Genomic DNA, 17199 nt, shown 5'->3' with positions numbered 1-17199 from the left:
GTCCGCACAGTGCAAGAGCAAACACCCTACCCAGGCCGGAAGCGGTCGTTCTACACTCCTGCTCAAATCATCGACAATCGATTCCGCGCTCGCACCAGCTTCGACAAAACGAGATTTAGCACTGCGCACCCGGCTCCTCCGCAAGACTGGCTTGATGAGCCGAGGCCTTATCGGACAGGCCGTCTGGAGATTGAGCAAGACCGGCTAGGCGCGATGTCTCTACCCTAAGCGACCATAACGCAGTCGCACGATCCAGATATCCAGACCATGCAAGCTCATGTTGACGCCACTCGCGCTTACACGAAGCGCTTCGATGCCGTACTCGCGTACATCGAGATGAACATCGAGGGCGACCTGTCGGTGGAAGCGCTAAGTCGCATCGCGAACTTCTCGAAGTTCCATTTTCATCGGCAGTTTGCCGCCTATGTGGGAGTGCCAGTCGCACGCTACGTGCAACTGATGCGCTTGCGCAAGGCTGCCCATCGCCTGGCTTCGCGTGAGTTCTGCTCGGTGCTCGATGCCGCGTTCGACGCGGGCTTCGACAGCCCCGAAGCCTTCAGTCGCGCTTTCAAGCGCGCTTTCGGCACGGCGCCGAGTTCGTTTCGGCGGCATCCGAACTGGCAGATCTGGAGTGCGACTTTTGTCGTCCCCTATCTTTTAAGGAAACTCACCATGCTAGTACAAATTGTCGATTTTTCGGAAACTCGCGTCGCCGCGCTCGAACACTGCGGACCGAGTGGGCTCCTCAACGAGAGCGTGCGCAAGTTCGTTGACTGGCGGAAGCAGAGCGGGCAATCTCCGATTGCATCGAGCAGAACTTTTGGTATCCCGCGCAATAACCCGGACACGACACCGGCGGATGCATTTCGCTTCGACATCTGCGGAGAAATTGACGAGCCGGTCGCGTCGAACGTCCTCGGTATCCACGAACTCGTCATTCCGGGCGGTCGATGTGCAGTGGTCCGCCATATCGGATCGACCGAGCACGTCGGCGAGACAATCTATCCGATCTATCGCGACTGGCTTCCCGCAAGCGGCGAGGAGCTTCGGGACCATCCGTTGTTCTTTCACTACCTGAGCGTCTTTCCAGAAACGCCGCAGGACCAGTGGCAAACCGATATCTACATTCCCCTCGTGTGACGGGAACGATCTGCCGCGGCAATCTTGCGATCGCCGCGGGCCTGGTCAACTACCGGAAAAAACGCACTCAAGCAGCAACCCGGGAAGGCAAAACCCCAATCGCATTCCGAATAGCATCCGCCAACTCCGACGCAGCAAACTTCGCCACATACCCATTAGCCCCGGCATTCTTCACATGCGCCTCATTAGCCGCCCCGGTAAGAGAGGAATGAATAATGACCGGAATATCCCGAGTCCGCTCATCAGCCTTAATCTGCCGAGTCAGCATAAACCCATCCATCTCAGGCATCTCGAGGTCCGTCAAAACAAGCGCAATACTGTCCTTAACACGAGTCCCATTAGCCTGCGCCTCACGCGCAATCTGCTGCAAGGTATTCCAGGCCTCTTCCCCGGTCTTGGTCATCACATAATCCGCGCCAATAGCACTCAAAGCCTGCTCGATAAGCTTCCGGGCAAACCCGGAATCATCGGCCGCAAGAATCTTCGCCCCGCGCGGAATCCCCAACGCATCGCCAACGGAAGTCGGATCCACACTAGGATGCTGTGACGGAAACACATCGCGCAACACCTGCTCCACATCGATCACCTGCGCCAACCGCGAGTCCCCGGTATTCCCATCTATCCGTGCAATGCTGGTAACCAGATTGCCCCCAGCCGCACCTTCAGCGGACAACACTTGGTTCCACTCCAGCCGCACGATATCGTCGACTTCCTCGACCGCGAACGCCTGAGTCGACCGCGCAAACTCCGTCACCAGCAAGATATTCAGTCCGCGCGTGGGCTCACACCCCATCAACCGCGGCAAGTCGATCACAGGAATGATCTGCCCGCGAATATCCACGGCGCCCATCACGAACGGCGACGAACCGGCAATCGGCGTAACCGCGGGCATGGTCGAGATTTCCCGCACCTTGAAGACGTTGATGCCATAAAGCTCGTGCGCGTCGCTGCCGGGCACCGAGCCCAGGCGGTACAGCAACAACTCGAACTTGTTGGAACTCGTCAGGTTGCTGCGTTCATCGTTCGCGCGGTTGTCTACTGCCATCGAATCTCTCCAGGATTACGGTGCGTGTGATGCGCCACCCAACCGTGTCAATCGATCCTGGCGCGCGCCTTACCTTTCTGTTATCGGCGCGGCGGACGGAAAGTTCAGCGTTTCCGCACGGTTTTCCTCGCATGCTCTGGTTAACACGCAAGCAATACCGAGGGCGCGAGGCGGCACGAGCACATTTGGCCGCAATACAGGCCTGTCAAGGCATTCATATGAAGGTTACCTAACGTTACAGAAGCGACAGCGTCGTATCACATGCCGCGGGACACGGCTCCTAGAATTCACAGCGATTAAAGCGTGGCGCCGTCAGCGGCTCGCAAGCTGACTGCAAGGAAAGCGCGCAGTCAGCCCGACGCCTGAGGCGCACACGCATCGCTGCCGTTTCGCTTCCACCTCAAGGAGAACGTATGATCCGCTTGCCTCTCGCCACTATCACCAGCGCCTGCATGGCTGGACTGCTCGTCGTCGCCGGCGCGGCCAACGCTCAAACTACGCCGGCGGCGGCCGCGGCAGACGCCGGCCGTCTGCATGCCGCCGACCAGACGTTCATCGCGGACGGCACCAAGGCCGTCGCGACGCAACGCGACGCCGCGCGCATCGCGACCTCGCGCTCGACCGACCGCGACGTCAAGGCGTTCGCCGAGCGCGTCTCGACCGACAATGCGAAAATCTCCGACGCACTGCGCGCGGCGAGCCCGCGCGGCGTCGATGTGCCGAAGAACGATCCCGACGCAGCGGTGCTCGCGAGCATCAACAACCTGCGTGGCGCCGAATTCGACAAGGCCTATATCGAACAGGTCGCGCTCGCCGGCGAACAGAAAGCGCTGTCGGCATTCCAGGCGGAAATCGCCTCGGGCCGTGACGAGCAGTTGAAGGACGCGGCGAAGAAGGCATTGCCGACGATCCAGGAACACTACGCAATGGCGCAGGATCTTGCCAAGCGTAAGCATCTGCCGGCCGCGCAGTAAGCGGCTAAACGCGCGTCACGTTGCGGCGTGACGCGCGGGCGTGCGGATGCGCGGTTTTCGGCGATAATCGGCTTCGCTCTTTCGAGTCCGCTGCGCGCTGGTCTTGCGCGACGCCCCGCAACTCGAAAGCTCCCACGGTTTTCACGCGCATTCGATCAAAGCTCCCCGCATGAGCAAGCCCGCCAATTTGCCGCAACAGCTGGACCACATGCTTCGGCAAGCCGTCGCGCTTCAGCAGAACGGCGCATTCGACGACGCTGAAGAACTCTATCGCGAGATCCTCGAACTCAAGCCCCGTCATTTCGACGCGCTGCAATTGCTCGGCGCGTTAGCGCTGCAAGCGGGCCGCCTGCAAGAGGGCGTCGAGTTGCTCGGAAAAGCGCTTGCCATCAACGCGAAACAGGCGCCGCTTCATTCCAATCTCGCCTATGCATTGAATGTCCTGCAGCGTTTCGACGAAGCCCTCGCGAGCGCCGATCGGGCGCTCGCCTTGCAGCCCAAATTTCCCGACGCACTGAACAACCGCGGCAACGCGCAAGCCGGCCTGAATCGGCCGCTCGATGCGCTCGGCAGCTTCGATCGCGCGATTGGGTGGAATCCGGATTTCGCGCAGGCCTGGAATAACCGCGCGTGCGTGCTGCGCGATCTGGGCCGTCCCGCCGACGCGCTCGCAAGCTGCGATCACGCGCTCGCGCTGCAACCGGGTTATCCCGACGCGTGGAGCAATCGCGGCAATGCCTTCAGCGACCTGAACCAGCCGGAAGAAGCGCAGCGCTGCTACCGTCACGCGCTGGAATTGGCGCCGGCATTCGCCGACGCCTGGAACAACCTCGGCCTCACGCAGATCGATCTCAACCAGCACGCGCAAGCACTCGTGAGTTACGAACGCGCTCTGGCCGTGAATCCCGATGGCGCGGAAACACATTGGAATGAATCGCTGTGCCTGCTGCAAATGGGACAGCTCGAAGCCGGCTGGCAAAAATATGAATGGCGCTGGGAGCGCAGCCGCATCAAGGCGAGCCGGCGCAGTTTTGCGCAACCGCTTTGGCTCGGCGATTTTTCGATCGGCGGCAAGACGATTCTGTTGCACGCGGAGCAGGGTCTCGGCGACACGCTGCAGTTTTGCCGCTATGCCGCGCTGGTGTCGAAACTCGGTGCGAAGGTCGTGCTCGAAGTGCCGCGCGAATTGATGCGTCTCATGGCCACGCTCGACGGTGTGGACCAGTTGATCGAAGCCGGCCATGCGCTGCCAATGTTCGATTGTCACTGTCCGCTGCTGAGTTTGCCGCTGGCATTCAAGACCGGTCTCGATAGCATTCCATCGACAACGCCTTATCTCTACGCGGACCCCGAAGCGGCTGGCCAATGGCGCGAGCGGCTTCACGCGCCTGCAGACGCGCGTCTCAAAGTCGGACTCGTGTGGGCGGGCGGAAACCGTCCGCATGTCGCCGAACTTCGCAAGAACGATGCGCGCCGTTCGATCGCATTCGCACGACTCGCGCCGCTTCTCGACGTGCCGAACGTGCAGTTCTTCAGCCTGCAAAAAGGACCGGCGGCGCAGCAACTCGAAAGCGACGTGCGGAGCAAACATGTGATCGACTACACGGAAGAACTCGACGACTTCGCCGACACCGCGACATTGGTGGCGAATCTCGATCTGGTGATTTCCGTGGACACGTCCACCGCGCATCTGGCCGGCGCGCTCGACAAACCGGTCTGGATTCTGAACCGCTTCGACACCTGCTGGCGGTGGATGCTGGAACGCACGGATACGCCGTGGTATCCGCGTGCCCGGTTGTTCCGGCAACCGGTGCTCGGCGATTGGGACAGTGTGATCCAGGCCGCGCGTGATGCGCTGAACGCAATGGTGGCGGGAGCGGTACATCTACGATAACGATCCCGTTCGCACCCGCCACGTTCGCTGCGCGCTGGCCGACGGGATCGCCCGGACGCGCGTAGACTGAACGTCCGTTTATCGACGGCTAGGCCATGGAGAGTCATCAATGGAATACAGACATCTGGGTGCATCGGGTTTCAAGGTGCCGGTGCTGAGTTTCGGCACGGGCACGTTCGGCGGCAAAGGCGAGTTCTTCCAGGCGTGGGGCGCGACCGACGTCGCCGAGGCCCGGCGTCTGCTCGACATCTGCTTCGATGCGGGCGTCACCATGTTCGACACCGCGGACATCTATTCGAGCGGCGCTTCCGAGTCGGTGCTCGGCGAGGCGCTCAAGGGCAAGCGCGACAAGGCGATCATCTCGACCAAGGCGACCTTCCGTTTCGACGACGGCCCGAACAACGTCGGCTCGTCGCGCTTCCATCTGATTCAGGCCGTGGACTCGGCGCTCAAACGTTTGCAGACCGATTACATCGACCTGTTTCAACTGCACGGTTTCGACGCCAGAACACCGGTCGCCGAAGTCATGTCAACGCTCGACGATCTGGTGCGCGCGGGCAAAATCCGCTACACGGGCGTGTCGAATTTCTCCGGCTGGCATCTGATGAAATCGCAGGACGTGGCGGACCGCTACGGCTATCCGCGCTACATCGCTAATCAGACGTACTACTCGCTGGTCGGGCGCGATTACGAGTGGGAGCTCATGCCGCTCGGCGTCGATCAAGGCGTGGGTGCGGTGGTGTGGAGTCCGCTCGGCTGGGGGCGGCTGACCGGCAAGATCAAGCGCGGCCAGCCGCTGCCCGATTCGAGCCGGCTGCATAAAACCGCTGACATGGGCCCGCCGGTGCCGGACGAGTATCTGTTCCGCGTGCTCGATGCCATCGACGAGATCGCCGCAGAAACGGGCAAGACCGTGCCGCAGATCGCCCTGAACTGGCTGCTGCAGCGTCCGACGGTGTCGACAGTGCTGATCGGCGCGCGCAACGAGGAACAGTTGCGGCAGAACCTTGGCGCGGTGGGCTGGAATCTGACGCCCGAGCAGATGGCCAGGCTCGACGCGGCGAGCGCCGTGCGTCCTGCTTATCCGTACTGGCATCAGGAAGGGTTCGTGGAGCGCAATCCGAAGGCGGTGTGAGCATGCTTGGGTGTGAAAGCACGCTGCGCGACACGCGCAGCGAACGCCTTAAGCAATACCGCCGTTGGCGCGCAGAATCTGGCCGTTGACCCAGCCCGCGTCAGGACCGGCGAGGAACGCCACCACCGACGCAATGTCGTACGGCTGACCGAGGCGTTGCAGCGGTGGCATCTTCGCGAAGGTCTGGATCTGTTCTTCGGTCTTGCCGTCGAGGAACAGCGACGTCGCGATCGGACCCGGCGCCAAGGCATTGACGGTGATGTCGCGGCCGCGCAGTTCCTTGGCGAACACGTGCGTGAACGCTTCGACGGCAGCTTTCGTCGCGTTGTAGATCGCGTAGCCCGGCATGTTCAGCGCCAGCGTGGTGCTCGAAAAGTTGACGATGCGGCCGCCGTCGTTCATGCGCGCGGCTGCTTCGCGCAAGGTGTTGAAGGTGCCGCGCACGTTGATGTCGAAGGTCTGGTCGTAGAGCGCGTCGCTGGTGTCGGCGAGCGGCACGGGCTTGAGCACGCCCGCGTTGTTGACCAGCACGTCCACCTTGCCGAGCTGCTGTTCGGTGATCTCGAACAGGCGGCGCACGTCGTCGGCGTTCGACACGTCGGCTTTCACCGCGATGGCTTTGGCGCCGGCCGCCGTGAGTTCGGCGACGAGCTGATCGGCTTCGGCCGAACTGGATGCGTAATTGATCGCGACGGCGAAACCGTCCTTGGCCAGACGTTGCGCGACCGCCGCGCCGATGCCGCGCGATGCGCCGGTGACGATTGCGACCTGGGCGTTGTTGAGCGTGTTCATGATTCGTTTCCTTGAGTGCGTTGGATGGGTGAGGTGAATCATGGACGCTTTCGGCGCCTGGATAATCGGGTTAGACTGAGCATCATCATTCCATTTACTTTAACAATTGGCGCGTCGGCCGTCCGACCGGCCTCACAGACAGGCAACGACAGGCCGCAACCATGGATCGCTTTGAAGAAATGCGGGTTTTTATCCGGATCGCCGAGCGGCAAAGCTTCACGCGCGCCTCGGACGATTTGCAGATTCCGCGCGCCACCGTCACCAACCTGATGAAGCGCATGGAGCAGCGGCTCGGCGCGCGGCTGCTCGAACGCACCACGCGCACGGTGCGTCTCACGCACGACGGCGAGGCGTACTACCGCCGCTGCGTGCGTCTCATCGCCGACATGGAGGAGGCCGAGGGCTCGTTTTCGAACCTCGCGCCGAAGGGTTTGTTGCGCGTGAACTTGCAGGGCACGCTGGCGCGGCACTTCGTGGTGCCTGCGCTGCCGGCGTTTCTCGCGCGTTTTCCCGGAATCGAGCTGACCATCGGCGAAGACGACCGGCTCGTCGACCTGGTGCGGGAGGGTGTCGACTGCGTGCTGCGCGCGGGTAATCTGCAGGATTCGTCGATGGTGGGGCGGCGCGTCGCGCAATTGCCGCAAGTAACGGTCGCGAGTCCGGCGTATCTCGCAGCATATGGCGAGCCGGCCGAGCCGTCGGCGCTGTCCACGCATCGGGCGGTCAATTACGTGTCGAGCGCGACGGGCAAGGCCGTGCCGCTCGAATTCAACGTGGCGGGCCGCGAGGTGTCGATGGTCCTGCCCTCGGCGGTGTCGGTGACCGGCACCGAGCTTTATACCGGCTCGGCGCTTGCCGGGCTCGGCATCGTGCAGGTGCCGCAATACCGGGTGGCGGCCGAACTGGCGACAGGGCGGCTGAAAATCATCCTCGCCGACTTTCCGCCTCCGGCCATGCCGGTGTCCGTGCTGTATCCGCAGAACCGTCAGTTGTCGTCGCGGGTGCGGGTGTTCGCGCAGTGGCTGCGCGATATTTTCGAGGCGGCTGCGGTAGCGACAGGCGGCGCGTCGTGAAAGCGCTCGCTCAGGTGGCCGCGCGGCGGGGGCCGAAGATGTTGATCAGATTGCCCTCGGGATCGCGCAACATGGTCGAACTGCGTTCGGCGTTGAGCGGCTGGTCGGCCCACAGCAATTCCACACCGTGTTGTTTGAGCGTGGCCGTCGCGGCGGCGAGGTCGTCGGTTTCGAACACGATGGCCTTATAGCCGAGCACGTCCAGATGATGGGGCGGCGCCGTGCGATCCACCCGTTGATGCTCGGCGTAAGGACGCGACACCAGTTCGATGCGCACGCCCGCCGCTTCGATCATCGCGAAGTCCGCGCCGACCGCGTCGAAGCGGCCACGCTCGATTACCGTAAAGCCCAACACCGTTTCGTACCAGGCGATCGACGCATTCAGATCGCTGGTGGCAAGCGCCACGTTGTCGAGGCGCAAACCTTGAACGGGCGGCCGTGCGCCGGAACTGTCTTGCATGATGTCTTCTACTCCTGAACAGAATGCGGCTGCTAACTAACAGCGGCGTTTAATGAGCCGGATTTCGCGAGGCGAGCCCGATCGTGCGGTGCGGAGAAATCCTGCACCGGACCGAGCGGCACGATGCCGGTCGGATTGATGCCGCGATGGCTATCGTAGTAATGCCGCTTGATGTGCGCGAAATCGACCGTCTGCGCAATGCCGGGCAACTGGTAAATGTCGCGCGTGTAGGCGGACAGATTCGGATAATCGGCGATGCGGCGCAGATTGCACTTGAAATGGCCGACATACACGGCGTCGAAGCGGATCAGCGTCGTGAACAGCCGGATATCGGCTTCGGTGAGTTGGGCGCCGGTCAGATAGCGCTGCGTCGCGAGTTGCGCGTCGAGCCAGTCGAGCGTTTCGAAGAGCGGCGTGACGGCTTCTTCGTAGGCTTGCTGCGTGGTGGAAAAACCTGCCTTGTAGACGCCGTTGTTCAGCGTGTCATAGACCCGCGCATTGATCGCATCGATTTGCGGACGCAACGGCGCCGGATAAAAATCGCCGGGCTTCGCGCCGATGCCGTCGAATGCCGAATTCAGCATGCGAATGATTTCCGACGATTCGTTACTGACGATCGTGGCCCGTTGCTTGTCCCACAGGATCGGCACCGTGACGCGGCCGCTGTAGTGAGGATTGCGGCGGTGTAGACCTGGTGGAGCAGCTTCGCATGATTGACGCCGTCGGGCACGACGCCGGGGCCGTCCGCGAAGGTCCAGCCGTTTTCCAGCATCAGCCAGTGCACGACCGAGACGTCGATCATCGCCTCGAGGCCTTTGAGCGCCCGCGCGATCAGGGTGCGATGCGCCCACGGGCAGGCGAGGCTCACGTACAGATGGTAGCGTCCCGCTTGCGCTTCGAAGCCGCCGCTGCCGCTCGGACCGGGCGAGCCATCGGCGGTGACCCAGTTGCGAAACGCCGCGTCCTTGCGCACGAAACGGCCGCCGGTCGACTTAGTGTCGTACCAGCGGTCCTGCCATTTCCCGTCCACTAAAAGTCCCATGTCGCTGCTCCTTGTGCGTGTGCGTTGCCGTGTCACGACCGTGTGCAATGAATGTTCCAGACGCGCGGCGCCGGCTGCGCCGGCGGTGATTCATCGGTGGCTCGTGCGGTTTTTGCGAAAACACACGCCAACTGTGCTTGCAGCCAAAACCGCCGCCATATCGCTATAGTGGACTAGCATCGGCGCTTTGCCGTACCATCGTTCCGTCGAACTCGTTCGAAGGAATGGAACATGTTGTCGGAAGACGAACTGGCTTTACTCGACGCGATTCGCGAGACCGGCAGTCTGTCGCGCGCGGCGGCGCGCCTCGGCAAGGCGCCGTCCACGGTCTCGCACGCCGCGCGGCAACTTGAGACGCGCTTCGACGCGCTGCTGTTCGACCGGCGCCGCTACCGCTTGCAACTCACGCCCGCCGGCCAACTGCTCGCCGATGAAGCCGCGCGTCTGATGCTCGACATGTCGCGCATGACGCAGCGGGTGAAGCAGATCGCGAGCGGTTGGGAGGACCGTCTTTGGATCGTCACGGACGAGATCATCGAATTCGAACTGCTGATGCCGGTGGTGCGCACATTCGATACGCTCGACTCCGGCGTCAAGCTGCGCTTCACGCACGAAGTCCTGAGCGGCACGTGGGAGGCGTTGCGCGACGGCCGCGCGGATCTGATCGTGGGCGCGACCAACGAGCCGCCGGCGATTCCCGGCTTGCGCTGGTTCGAACTCGGCGTGATGGAATGGGTGTTCGCGGTGTCGCCGCGCCATCCGCTCGCAGCCGTCGAAGGGCCGCTCGGCCGCGAACGGATCCTCGAACATCGCGCGGTGGTGGTGGCGGATTCATCGCGTACGACGGCGGGGCGTGCTTATGGTTTGATCGGCGGACAGGCGTCGCTGGCCGTGCCGTCGATGCGCGCGAAAATCCTCGCGCAGCGCGACGGCCTGGGCGTGGGCTGGTTGCCGCGTCAGCGCGTCGCGTCGCTGTTGAAGCAGGGCGAGCTAATCGAGAAGGCGACGGCCGACCCGCGCGAGCCGAACGTGCTGTACGTCGCGTGGCGCGGCGATCATGAAGGGCGCGCCTTGCAGTGGTGGCTCGAACAGTTGCGGCAGGCGCGGCTGGCGAAGCGCCTCGTGCGCGGCGTCGATATGACGATCGGCGCGTGATGTTCGTACTGTTGGTTCGCGCCCGAGCGGCGTTTTTTATGCAGCCGCAGCCGCTTCTCGTGGGATCATACGCGCCGTGCCGGGCGATTCAGCCTCGCGCACGGTACGAAACAAGAGGAGCAGGGCGATGATCGATGGACTGGTGGGCGGGCGGTTGTACGGCGAGGCGCAGATTCGCACGGGGCAGAACGGCAGGCGTTTCGTGACCTGCAAGGTGCGTGCGGCCACCAACGACGGCGACACGATTTTCGTCAACGTAATCGCCTTCGACGACGACGTGCAAACCGCATTGCTCGCATTGAGCGACGCGGACAGTGTCGCGCTGAGCGGCACCTTGACGCCGAAAGTCTGGACCGACAAGAACGGACTCGTCAAACCGGCCGTGGACATGGTCGCCCACAAGCTATTGACGGCTTACGAAGGCCGCCGCGAAGCGGATGAGTGAGCGGTGCCCGGCGGCTTGCCGCCGGCGTCCCTGAGATACTCGACGAAGCGGTCCGCCACGGGTTCCGCGTCGCCGCTCCGGCGCAACAACAGCACTTGCGACATCAGCGTCTCGCTCATTAGCGGCAAGAAAGAGACGCGCGGATCCTGCATTTGACGCAATGTGTACGGCACCAGCGCCACGCCCATGCCGAAGCCGACCATCGTCACAACGGTCTGCCACAAGCGCGCCTCGTGGCGAATCAACGGACTGAATCCCGCTCCCACGCACTGCGCGATGATCAGATCGTGATAATGCGGCGACACGGTGCGCGGAAACAGAATGAACGGCTCCTGCGCCAACGCGCGCAGATCGACCTTGCGTTTGCGTGCCAGCGGATGAGCGGCGGGCAGGCAGCACAGAAACGGCTCGGAAAAGATCGGCGTGGAAATGACGTCGGCCGGGAAATTGCCCCAATGCGCGCAGCCCATGTCGATTTGCATGCGCTGGATCGCGTGTACCTGTTCGCTGGTGTTCATTTCCTTCAGAACGATTTCGACGCCGGGGTAATCGGCCTCGAAACGCTTCACCGCCTGCGGCATGCCGCGATACAACATCGAGTTCACGAAGCCGATGCGCAGGCGGCCGGCAAGGCCGTGCGCCGAGCGAACCGTCATGCGTTCCGCCTCGTTCGCCTGCAATAACAGGCGGCGCGCTTCGCCGAGCAGCACCTGGCCGGCATTGGTCAGCGACACCGTTTTGTTGGTGCGCGCGAGCAACTGCACGCCGAGTTGCTCCTCGAACTTGCGGATGTCGAAACTGAGCGCCGGCTGCGAAATGAACAGCCGCTTGGCCGCGCGGCCGAAATGCAGCTCTTCGGCGACGGCCACGAAATAGCGCAATTGCTTCAGGTCCACGGCTGTCTCCCGATTTCTTATCGATAAGCTGCGTCTATCGTACCGGATATAAGTTGTATTAGACGATTATCGACGGCGCTCATATGCTCCTCTCACAAGCACGAACGTGCACAGCAGAGCAAGGAGACACGCATGAGCGAAATCAGCGCGCAGCCGCCACACGGCTCGTCCAACATTCCCGACAGCCGGGGCATCAATTTATTCACCAGCGATCCCGACTTCGAACGCCTGCTGAAACTGCATCTCGGCGACACGCTGTTTCACGAACTCGAAAGCCAGTTCGTCTCGCTGGGCCAGCGCGCTTCCGGCGAACTCGACATGTGGGCGCTGTCCGCCGACAAGAATCCGCCGCAATTGCACCATCGCACGCGGCGCGGCGAAGCGCTGCAAAGCATCGACAAGCATCCGGATTACGTCGCGCTGGAACGGGTGGCTTACGCGGAGTTGGGACTCGCCGCAATGAGCCACGAGACTCGCGACGGCAAGAAATCGCCGCCGCCGCTCGTGAAATACGCGCTGACCTTCCTGTTCGTGCAGGCGGAATTCGGCCTGTGCTGTCCCGTGAGCATGACCGATTCGCTCACGCGCACGCTGCGCAAATTCGGCGCGCCGGAACTGGTCGCGCGTTTTTTGCCGATGCTCGCCTCGCGCGATTTCGACACGCTGTTTCAGGGCGCGATGTTCATGACGGAGCAGGCGGCGGGCTCGGACGTCGCACGCATTGCCACGCGCGCGTCGCTCGAAACCGATGCGAACGGTGACGAAACGTGGCGTCTGTATGGCGACAAATGGTTCTGTTCGAACGCCGACGCCGACCTCGCGATGGTGCTCGCGCGTCCCGACACGGCGCCCGCCGGCATCAACGGACTCGGACTGTTCCTGTTGCCGAAGACGCTGCCGGACGGCTCGCGCAACAGCTACCGGATCGTGCGTCTGAAGGACAAGCTCGGCAGCCGTTCCATGGCGAGCGGCGAGATCGTGCTGGAAGGCGCGCTCGCGTATCTGATCGGCGAGGTGGGGCGCGGTTTTCATCAAATGGCCGACATGATCAACATGTCGCGTCTGTCGAACGGCGTGCGCGCCGCGGGCTTGATGCGCCGCGCGCTGACCGAGGCGCTGCATATCGCGCGTCATCGCGAAGCGTTCGGCCGCAAGCTGATCGACATGCCGCTCATGCAGCGTCAGCTGCTCAAGATGATGCTGCCTGCCGAGCAGGCGCGCTCGATGTTCATGCGCATCGCGCTGTTGCTGGAGCAAGCCGACGCCGGCGACCGGCAAGCGGCAAAGTGCGTGCGCATCCTCACGCCGCTCATAAAATTCCGAGCGTGCCGCGACGCGCGCCGCGTGACAGGCGACGCGATGGAAGTGCGTGGCGGAACCGGTTATATCGAAGAATGGAGCGACGCGCGGCTCGTGCGCGACGCGCATCTCGGCTCGATCTGGGAAGGCACCAGCAACATCGTCGCGCTCGACATCGCGCGAGCCGCGAAACGCGACGGCGCGCTGGAACCGTTACGTACGTATCTGCAGGATCTGCTCGGCGCTGCGGGATTGCCGGCGGCCAGTCTCGCGTTGCTGCGCGCGACACTCGCGCGTGCGTGCGATGCGCTGGCGAGCGTCGCGGATTCGGGCCGTGACGAATGGGTCCGGCAAGCGGGCACCGCGTTGTATCACGCGAGCACCGCCGTGTTGATGGCGTGTGAGGGCGTACGACTCGCGCCGGATTACCGGCGTCTCGCGCTCGCTCATCTGGTGGTGCGTCACAAGCTGCTGCCAGCCGATCCGCTGGCATTGCATTCGGAGACGGATGAAAGCGAAGTGATCGACGCGCTGGTCAATGGCCGCGGCGTCACGCTCGACCAGGCGCTGCAACTACTGCCGGCAGGGAGCGCGCAATGACCGCATCGCTTCGAAATGATGGTGCGACAGGCGCATTGCAAGGCCTCAAGGTCATCGACCTGAGCCGCGTGCTCGGCGGCCCATACTGCACACAAGCGCTCGCCGATCACGGCGCGCAGGTGATCAAGCTCGAACCGCCCAACGGCGATGAAACGCGCGGCTGGGGGCCGCCGTTCTACGGCGACACTGCGTGGTACTTCGCGGGCGTGAACCGCAACAAGCAGGGCATCGCCGTCGATCTCTCGCGTGAAGAAGGCCGAGCGATCCTGTGGAAGCTGCTGGAAGACGCCGACGTGCTGGTCGAAAACTTCAAACCCGGCACGCTCGAACGCTGGGGCATGGACTACGAGCGCGATCTGCGCGAACGTTTCCCGAGGCTGATTCATTGCGCCGTGTCGGGCTTCGGTCCCGACGGTCCGCTCGGCGGCTTGCCCGGCTACGACGCCGCGATTCAGGCGATGACCGGCCTGATGAGCGTGAACGGCGAGCGCGACGGTCCTGCCACGCGCGTCGGCTTGCCGGTCGTCGACATGGTCACCGGACTGAACGCGCTCGCCGGCATTCTGCTCGCGCTCGCCGAGCGCGCGAAGAGCGGCCGCGGCCAGTCGATCGATATCGCTTTGTACGACTGCGGCGTCTCGCTGCTGCATCCGCATCTGCCCAACTATTTCGGCTCGGGCCGCACGCCGCAGCGCAGCGGCAACGCGCATCCCAACATCACGCCGTACGACAGCTATCGCACTGCGACCGCGCCGATCTTTCTCGCGGTCGGCAACGACCGGCAGTTCGCGAAACTGTGCGCGCATCTCGGCGCGCCCGAACTCGCCGACGATCCGCGTTACGTCGACAACCGCAGCCGCTGCGCGCATCGCGAGCCGCTGAAGGCCGCGCTCGAAAGCCTGCTCGCCGCGCACGAGTGCGAGCCGCTCGCGCATGCGCTCATCAACGCAGGCGTGCCATGCGGACCGGTGCAAACCGTCGATGTCGTGGCGCGCCATCCGCATACCTTGCATCGCGGGCTGGTGGTCGAGATGGGCGAGTATCGCGGCACCGCGTCGCCGATCAAGTTGTCGCGCACGCCGGCCACCTATCGCAGCGCGCCGCCGTCGCTCGGCGCCGATACGCGCGACGTGCTCGATAAATTGGGCATCGACGCCGCGACCCAGCAGCGTTTGCTCGAAGCGGGCGTGCTCAAAGCTTAGACCGCGCAGTTCCCGGCGACGGCACGCAGAAGCCGCGCCACATCCAGAAGAAAGACCTTGGAGACAGAGACATGAATCGCGAGCAAGACGACCACGCCGCCGGCCGGCAACCGACCCGCGCCGCAGCCGCGGCTTTTGTCGGCACCACGATCGAGTGGTACGACTTTTATATCTACGCCACGGCGTCCGCGCTGATATTCGGCAAGCTGTTCTTTCCCGGCAGCGATCCGTTTTTCGCCACGCTGGCTTCGTTCGGCACCTTCGCGGTCGGCTTCTTTGCGCGACCGTTCGGCGGGCTGGTGTTCGGCCACCTGGGCGACCGCATCGGCCGCAAAAAAGCGCTGGTGGCGACGCTCGCGATCATGGGCATCGGCACCGTCGGCATCGGTTTCCTGCCGACTTATGCGAGCGCCGGCGTATGGGCGCCGGTGCTGCTCGTGTTGCTGCGGGTCGCGCAGGGCATTGCGATCGGCGGCGAGTGGGGCGGCGCGGTGCTGATGGCGAGCGAACATGCACCGCAAGGACGGCGCACGTTCTTCGCGTCGTTCGCGCAACTCGGCAGTCCGGCGGGTCTGATCCTGTCGCTCCTCGCGTTCCGCGCGGTGGCCTCGATGGACAAGGACGCGTTTCTCAGCTGGGGATGGCGCCTGCCGTTTCTCGCGAGCGCGGTGCTGCTGGTGGTCGGCCTGCTGATCCGCGCGGGCGTCGACGAATCGCCGGAGTTCAAGGCGCTCAAGGCGCAACGCCGGGTGGCCGCGCTGCCGGTCGCCGAGGTCGTGCGCGACGCGTGGCGCACGCTGTTGCTGTGCCTCGGCGCGAACGTGATCGGCGTGGCCGGCGCATGGTTCGTCAACACCTTCATGCTCAATTACACGACGCAAACGCTCGGCCTCGACCGCTCGTTGATTCTCGATTGCCTGTTCGTAGTGGCTTTCATCCAGTTGTTCACGCAACTGGGCTCGGGTTGGTTCGCGCAACGCATCGGCACAGGGCGGTTTCTGAAGGGCGCGGCCGCGTTGGCGATGCTCTCGCCTTATCCGATGTTCGCGCTCGTTTCGACCGGGCGGCCGGTGGCGATCGTGATCGGCATTGCGCTGGCGGTGATGTGCATGTCGAGTTCGTACGCAGTGATGGCCGGGTTCATGTCAACCGCGTTCCCGGTGCGCGTCAGGTATTCGGCGATTTCGCTGTCGTACCAGGTGTGTGCCGCGCTGGCCGGCGGCCTGACGCCGCTGATCGGGACGTTGCTCGCGCATCGTTATCCGGGCGCATGGTGGCCGCTGGCGGTGTTTTATAGTGTTCTGGCCGGGGTCTCGCTCGTGTGTATCGGCACGCTGGAGCGTCGTAAGCGCGGCGCGGCGCATGGTGTGGTCGAAGCCGCCTAGACGTCGTGTCGACGGTGCCGGCGCGGCGACATAGGCGGTAACGCGGGGTTGGCGGTTAGCCCTCGTGTTTCAGTCCGCTGGCATCATGGCACGCTCGACCACGCAGAAGCAGCCGGCCATGACGGCGGTCGGCAGGAATATGACGGGGAAGACCTGATGAGTCTGTCTTGAACGTCATTGGTCCGAATCTATGTCCGGCGAGTGGTGCGCCTCCACCACCATGCGCAGAGGACAACGCCAAACAGTACTACGCCGTCGAGGGCGCCGAGTATGGGCAGAGGATCAGTCCACTTGTCCATATTGGTCGACCGGGAGTAGTAAGGTGCGCCGTTACCATAAGCCTCGGTCAGGCTGCACACGTTGAGGGAGTGTCTGAATTTTTGTGTGCAAGGCAGATAAAAACCTGCCGTCTGACAGGTCGTCAATTGCATTCTACAAATGATGCCTGGTGAAGCGATCCTCGTAGAGGATCGCGAACTGGTTCATCGCGGCTTTCCAGTCATGTGCGGCACGGCTCCAGTCAGCCGTGATATTGCGCAAGGCCAGCCACAGCAGTTTGGTCGCGGCCTCGTCCGTCGGGAAGTGCCCACGCGTCTTGACGATCTTGCGTAGCTGGGCGTTCACGCTTTCAATGGCGTTGGTCGTGTAGATCACTTTGCGCA

At 63.2% G+C, this 17199-nt stretch carries 15 protein-coding genes and 1 pseudogene; 10 read left to right on the top strand and 6 right to left on the bottom strand.

The genetic code is table 11. The annotated features are described in order from the left end of the window. The first annotated feature begins 267 nt into the window (after positions 1 to 267). On the top strand, positions 268 to 1140 hold the full coding sequence (locus tag ACFSNN_RS37070) for an AraC family transcriptional regulator (RefSeq protein ID WP_134456583.1): 873 nt from the start codon (positions 268 to 270) through the stop codon (positions 1138 to 1140). Positions 1141 to 1207: 67 nt separating this feature from the next. Here ACFSNN_RS37070 and ACFSNN_RS37065 read toward each other — a convergent pair whose 3' ends face one another. Continuing rightward, entirely contained in the window at positions 1208 to 2185 is a 978-nt protein-coding gene (locus ACFSNN_RS37065) for a chemotaxis protein (protein WP_134456582.1), read from the bottom strand. A 413-nt stretch (positions 2186 to 2598) separates the two neighbouring features. On the opposite strand from ACFSNN_RS37065, the gene ACFSNN_RS37060 reads away from it, so the two are divergent. From ACFSNN_RS37060 to ACFSNN_RS37050, 3 genes are all read left to right on the top strand, one after another. Further along, the gene (locus ACFSNN_RS37060) at positions 2599 to 3159 is read left to right on the top strand and encodes a DUF4142 domain-containing protein (protein WP_134456580.1); all 561 of its coding nucleotides are present in this window, start codon (positions 2599 to 2601) and stop codon (positions 3157 to 3159) included. 169 nt (positions 3160 to 3328) lie between these two features. After that, positions 3329 to 5053, top strand: coding sequence for a tetratricopeptide repeat protein (locus tag ACFSNN_RS37055; RefSeq protein ID WP_134456579.1), 1725 nt, complete (start codon positions 3329 to 3331; stop codon positions 5051 to 5053). Between the two features lie 109 nt (positions 5054 to 5162). Continuing rightward, positions 5163 to 6188: an aldo/keto reductase gene (locus tag ACFSNN_RS37050; protein WP_134456578.1), complete on the top strand. Its 1026-nt coding sequence runs from the start codon at positions 5163 to 5165 to the stop codon at positions 6186 to 6188. 48 nt (positions 6189 to 6236) lie between these two features. On the opposite strand, the gene ACFSNN_RS37045 is transcribed toward ACFSNN_RS37050, so the two are convergent. After that, positions 6237 to 6980, bottom strand: a complete 744-nt coding sequence (locus ACFSNN_RS37045) for an SDR family oxidoreductase (RefSeq protein ID WP_134456576.1) — start codon at positions 6978 to 6980, stop codon at positions 6237 to 6239. 161 nt (positions 6981 to 7141) lie between these two features. Here ACFSNN_RS37045 and ACFSNN_RS37040 point away from each other — a divergent pair, with 161 nt between their 5' ends. Continuing rightward, complete coding sequence (locus ACFSNN_RS37040; protein WP_134456574.1) at positions 7142 to 8053, top strand: LysR family transcriptional regulator; 912 nt, start codon at positions 7142 to 7144, stop codon at positions 8051 to 8053. Positions 8054 to 8063: 10 nt separating this feature from the next. On the opposite strand, the gene ACFSNN_RS37035 is transcribed toward ACFSNN_RS37040, so the two are convergent. Together ACFSNN_RS37035 and ACFSNN_RS37030 are read right to left on the bottom strand one after the other, a co-directional pair. Then, positions 8064 to 8513, bottom strand: a complete 450-nt coding sequence (locus tag ACFSNN_RS37035; RefSeq protein ID WP_134456572.1) for a VOC family protein — start codon at positions 8511 to 8513, stop codon at positions 8064 to 8066. Positions 8514 to 8545: 32 nt separating this feature from the next. Continuing rightward, positions 8546 to 9555: pseudogene (locus ACFSNN_RS37030) on the bottom strand (glutathione S-transferase family protein). Between the two features lie 231 nt (positions 9556 to 9786). Here ACFSNN_RS37030 and ACFSNN_RS37025 point away from each other — a divergent pair. Beyond that, positions 9787 to 10710, top strand: a complete 924-nt coding sequence (locus ACFSNN_RS37025) for a LysR family transcriptional regulator (protein WP_134456570.1) — start codon at positions 9787 to 9789, stop codon at positions 10708 to 10710. Positions 10711 to 10837: 127 nt separating this feature from the next. Continuing rightward, positions 10838 to 11155 carry a single-stranded DNA-binding protein gene (locus ACFSNN_RS37020; RefSeq protein ID WP_106285001.1) on the top strand — a complete coding sequence of 106 codons (318 nt, stop codon included), beginning with the start codon at positions 10838 to 10840 and terminating at the stop codon, positions 11153 to 11155. On the opposite strand, the gene ACFSNN_RS37015 is transcribed toward ACFSNN_RS37020, so the two are convergent. Continuing rightward, entirely contained in the window at positions 11125 to 12051 is a 927-nt protein-coding gene (locus tag ACFSNN_RS37015; protein ID WP_134456569.1) for a LysR family transcriptional regulator, read from the bottom strand. The genes ACFSNN_RS37020 and ACFSNN_RS37015 overlap by 31 nt on opposite strands. Positions 12052 to 12183: 132 nt before the next feature. Here ACFSNN_RS37015 and ACFSNN_RS37010 point away from each other — a divergent pair, with 132 nt between their 5' ends. The 3 genes from ACFSNN_RS37010 (at position 12184) to ACFSNN_RS37000 (ending at position 16537) form a co-directional block, all read left to right on the top strand. Further along, on the top strand, positions 12184 to 13950 hold the full coding sequence (locus tag ACFSNN_RS37010) for an acyl-CoA dehydrogenase family protein (protein ID WP_134456568.1): 1767 nt from the start codon (positions 12184 to 12186) through the stop codon (positions 13948 to 13950). Then, positions 13947 to 15152: a CaiB/BaiF CoA transferase family protein gene (locus tag ACFSNN_RS37005; RefSeq protein WP_134456566.1), complete on the top strand. Its 1206-nt coding sequence runs from the start codon at positions 13947 to 13949 to the stop codon at positions 15150 to 15152. Before ACFSNN_RS37010 ends, ACFSNN_RS37005 begins: the two co-directional genes overlap by 4 nt. A gap of 71 nt (positions 15153 to 15223) precedes the next feature. Continuing rightward, the gene (locus tag ACFSNN_RS37000) at positions 15224 to 16537 is read left to right on the top strand and encodes an MFS transporter (RefSeq protein ID WP_134456564.1); all 1314 of its coding nucleotides are present in this window, start codon (positions 15224 to 15226) and stop codon (positions 16535 to 16537) included. Positions 16538 to 16969: 432 nt separating this feature from the next. Here ACFSNN_RS37000 and ACFSNN_RS36995 read toward each other — a convergent pair. Further along, the coding region (locus tag ACFSNN_RS36995) for a transposase (protein ID WP_377779214.1) at positions 16970 to 17199 on the bottom strand (230 nt) is incomplete at its 5' end.

Source organism: Paraburkholderia dipogonis (genome assembly GCF_042680985.1).
Taxonomy (GTDB): Bacteria; Pseudomonadota; Gammaproteobacteria; order Burkholderiales; family Burkholderiaceae; genus Paraburkholderia; species Paraburkholderia phytofirmans.
Note: the sequence above shows the minus strand (reverse complement) of the source record. Positions and strands in the feature narration are given on the sequence as shown.

Excerpts from the sequence above, each read along its gene's own strand:
- ACFSNN_RS37070 (WP_134456583.1), top strand. The coding sequence starts at position 268 with ATGCAAGCTCATGTTGACGCCACTCGCGCTTACACGAAGCGCTTCGAT.
- ACFSNN_RS37065 (WP_134456582.1), bottom strand. The coding sequence starts at position 2,185 with ATGGCAGTAGACAACCGCGCGAACGATGAACGCAGCAACCTGACGAGT.
- ACFSNN_RS37060 (WP_134456580.1), top strand. The coding sequence starts at position 2,599 with ATGATCCGCTTGCCTCTCGCCACTATCACCAGCGCCTGCATGGCTGGA.
- ACFSNN_RS37055 (WP_134456579.1), top strand. The coding sequence starts at position 3,329 with ATGAGCAAGCCCGCCAATTTGCCGCAACAGCTGGACCACATGCTTCGG.
- ACFSNN_RS37050 (WP_134456578.1), top strand. The coding sequence starts at position 5,163 with ATGGAATACAGACATCTGGGTGCATCGGGTTTCAAGGTGCCGGTGCTG.
- ACFSNN_RS37045 (WP_134456576.1), bottom strand. The coding sequence starts at position 6,980 with ATGAACACGCTCAACAACGCCCAGGTCGCAATCGTCACCGGCGCATCG.
- ACFSNN_RS37040 (WP_134456574.1), top strand. The coding sequence starts at position 7,142 with ATGGATCGCTTTGAAGAAATGCGGGTTTTTATCCGGATCGCCGAGCGG.
- ACFSNN_RS37035 (WP_134456572.1), bottom strand. The coding sequence starts at position 8,513 with ATGCAAGACAGTTCCGGCGCACGGCCGCCCGTTCAAGGTTTGCGCCTC.
- ACFSNN_RS37025 (WP_134456570.1), top strand. The coding sequence starts at position 9,787 with ATGTTGTCGGAAGACGAACTGGCTTTACTCGACGCGATTCGCGAGACC.
- ACFSNN_RS37020 (WP_106285001.1), top strand. The coding sequence starts at position 10,838 with ATGATCGATGGACTGGTGGGCGGGCGGTTGTACGGCGAGGCGCAGATT.
- ACFSNN_RS37010 (WP_134456568.1), top strand. The coding sequence starts at position 12,184 with ATGAGCGAAATCAGCGCGCAGCCGCCACACGGCTCGTCCAACATTCCC.
- ACFSNN_RS37005 (WP_134456566.1), top strand. The coding sequence starts at position 13,947 with ATGACCGCATCGCTTCGAAATGATGGTGCGACAGGCGCATTGCAAGGC.
- ACFSNN_RS37000 (WP_134456564.1), top strand. The coding sequence starts at position 15,224 with ATGAATCGCGAGCAAGACGACCACGCCGCCGGCCGGCAACCGACCCGC.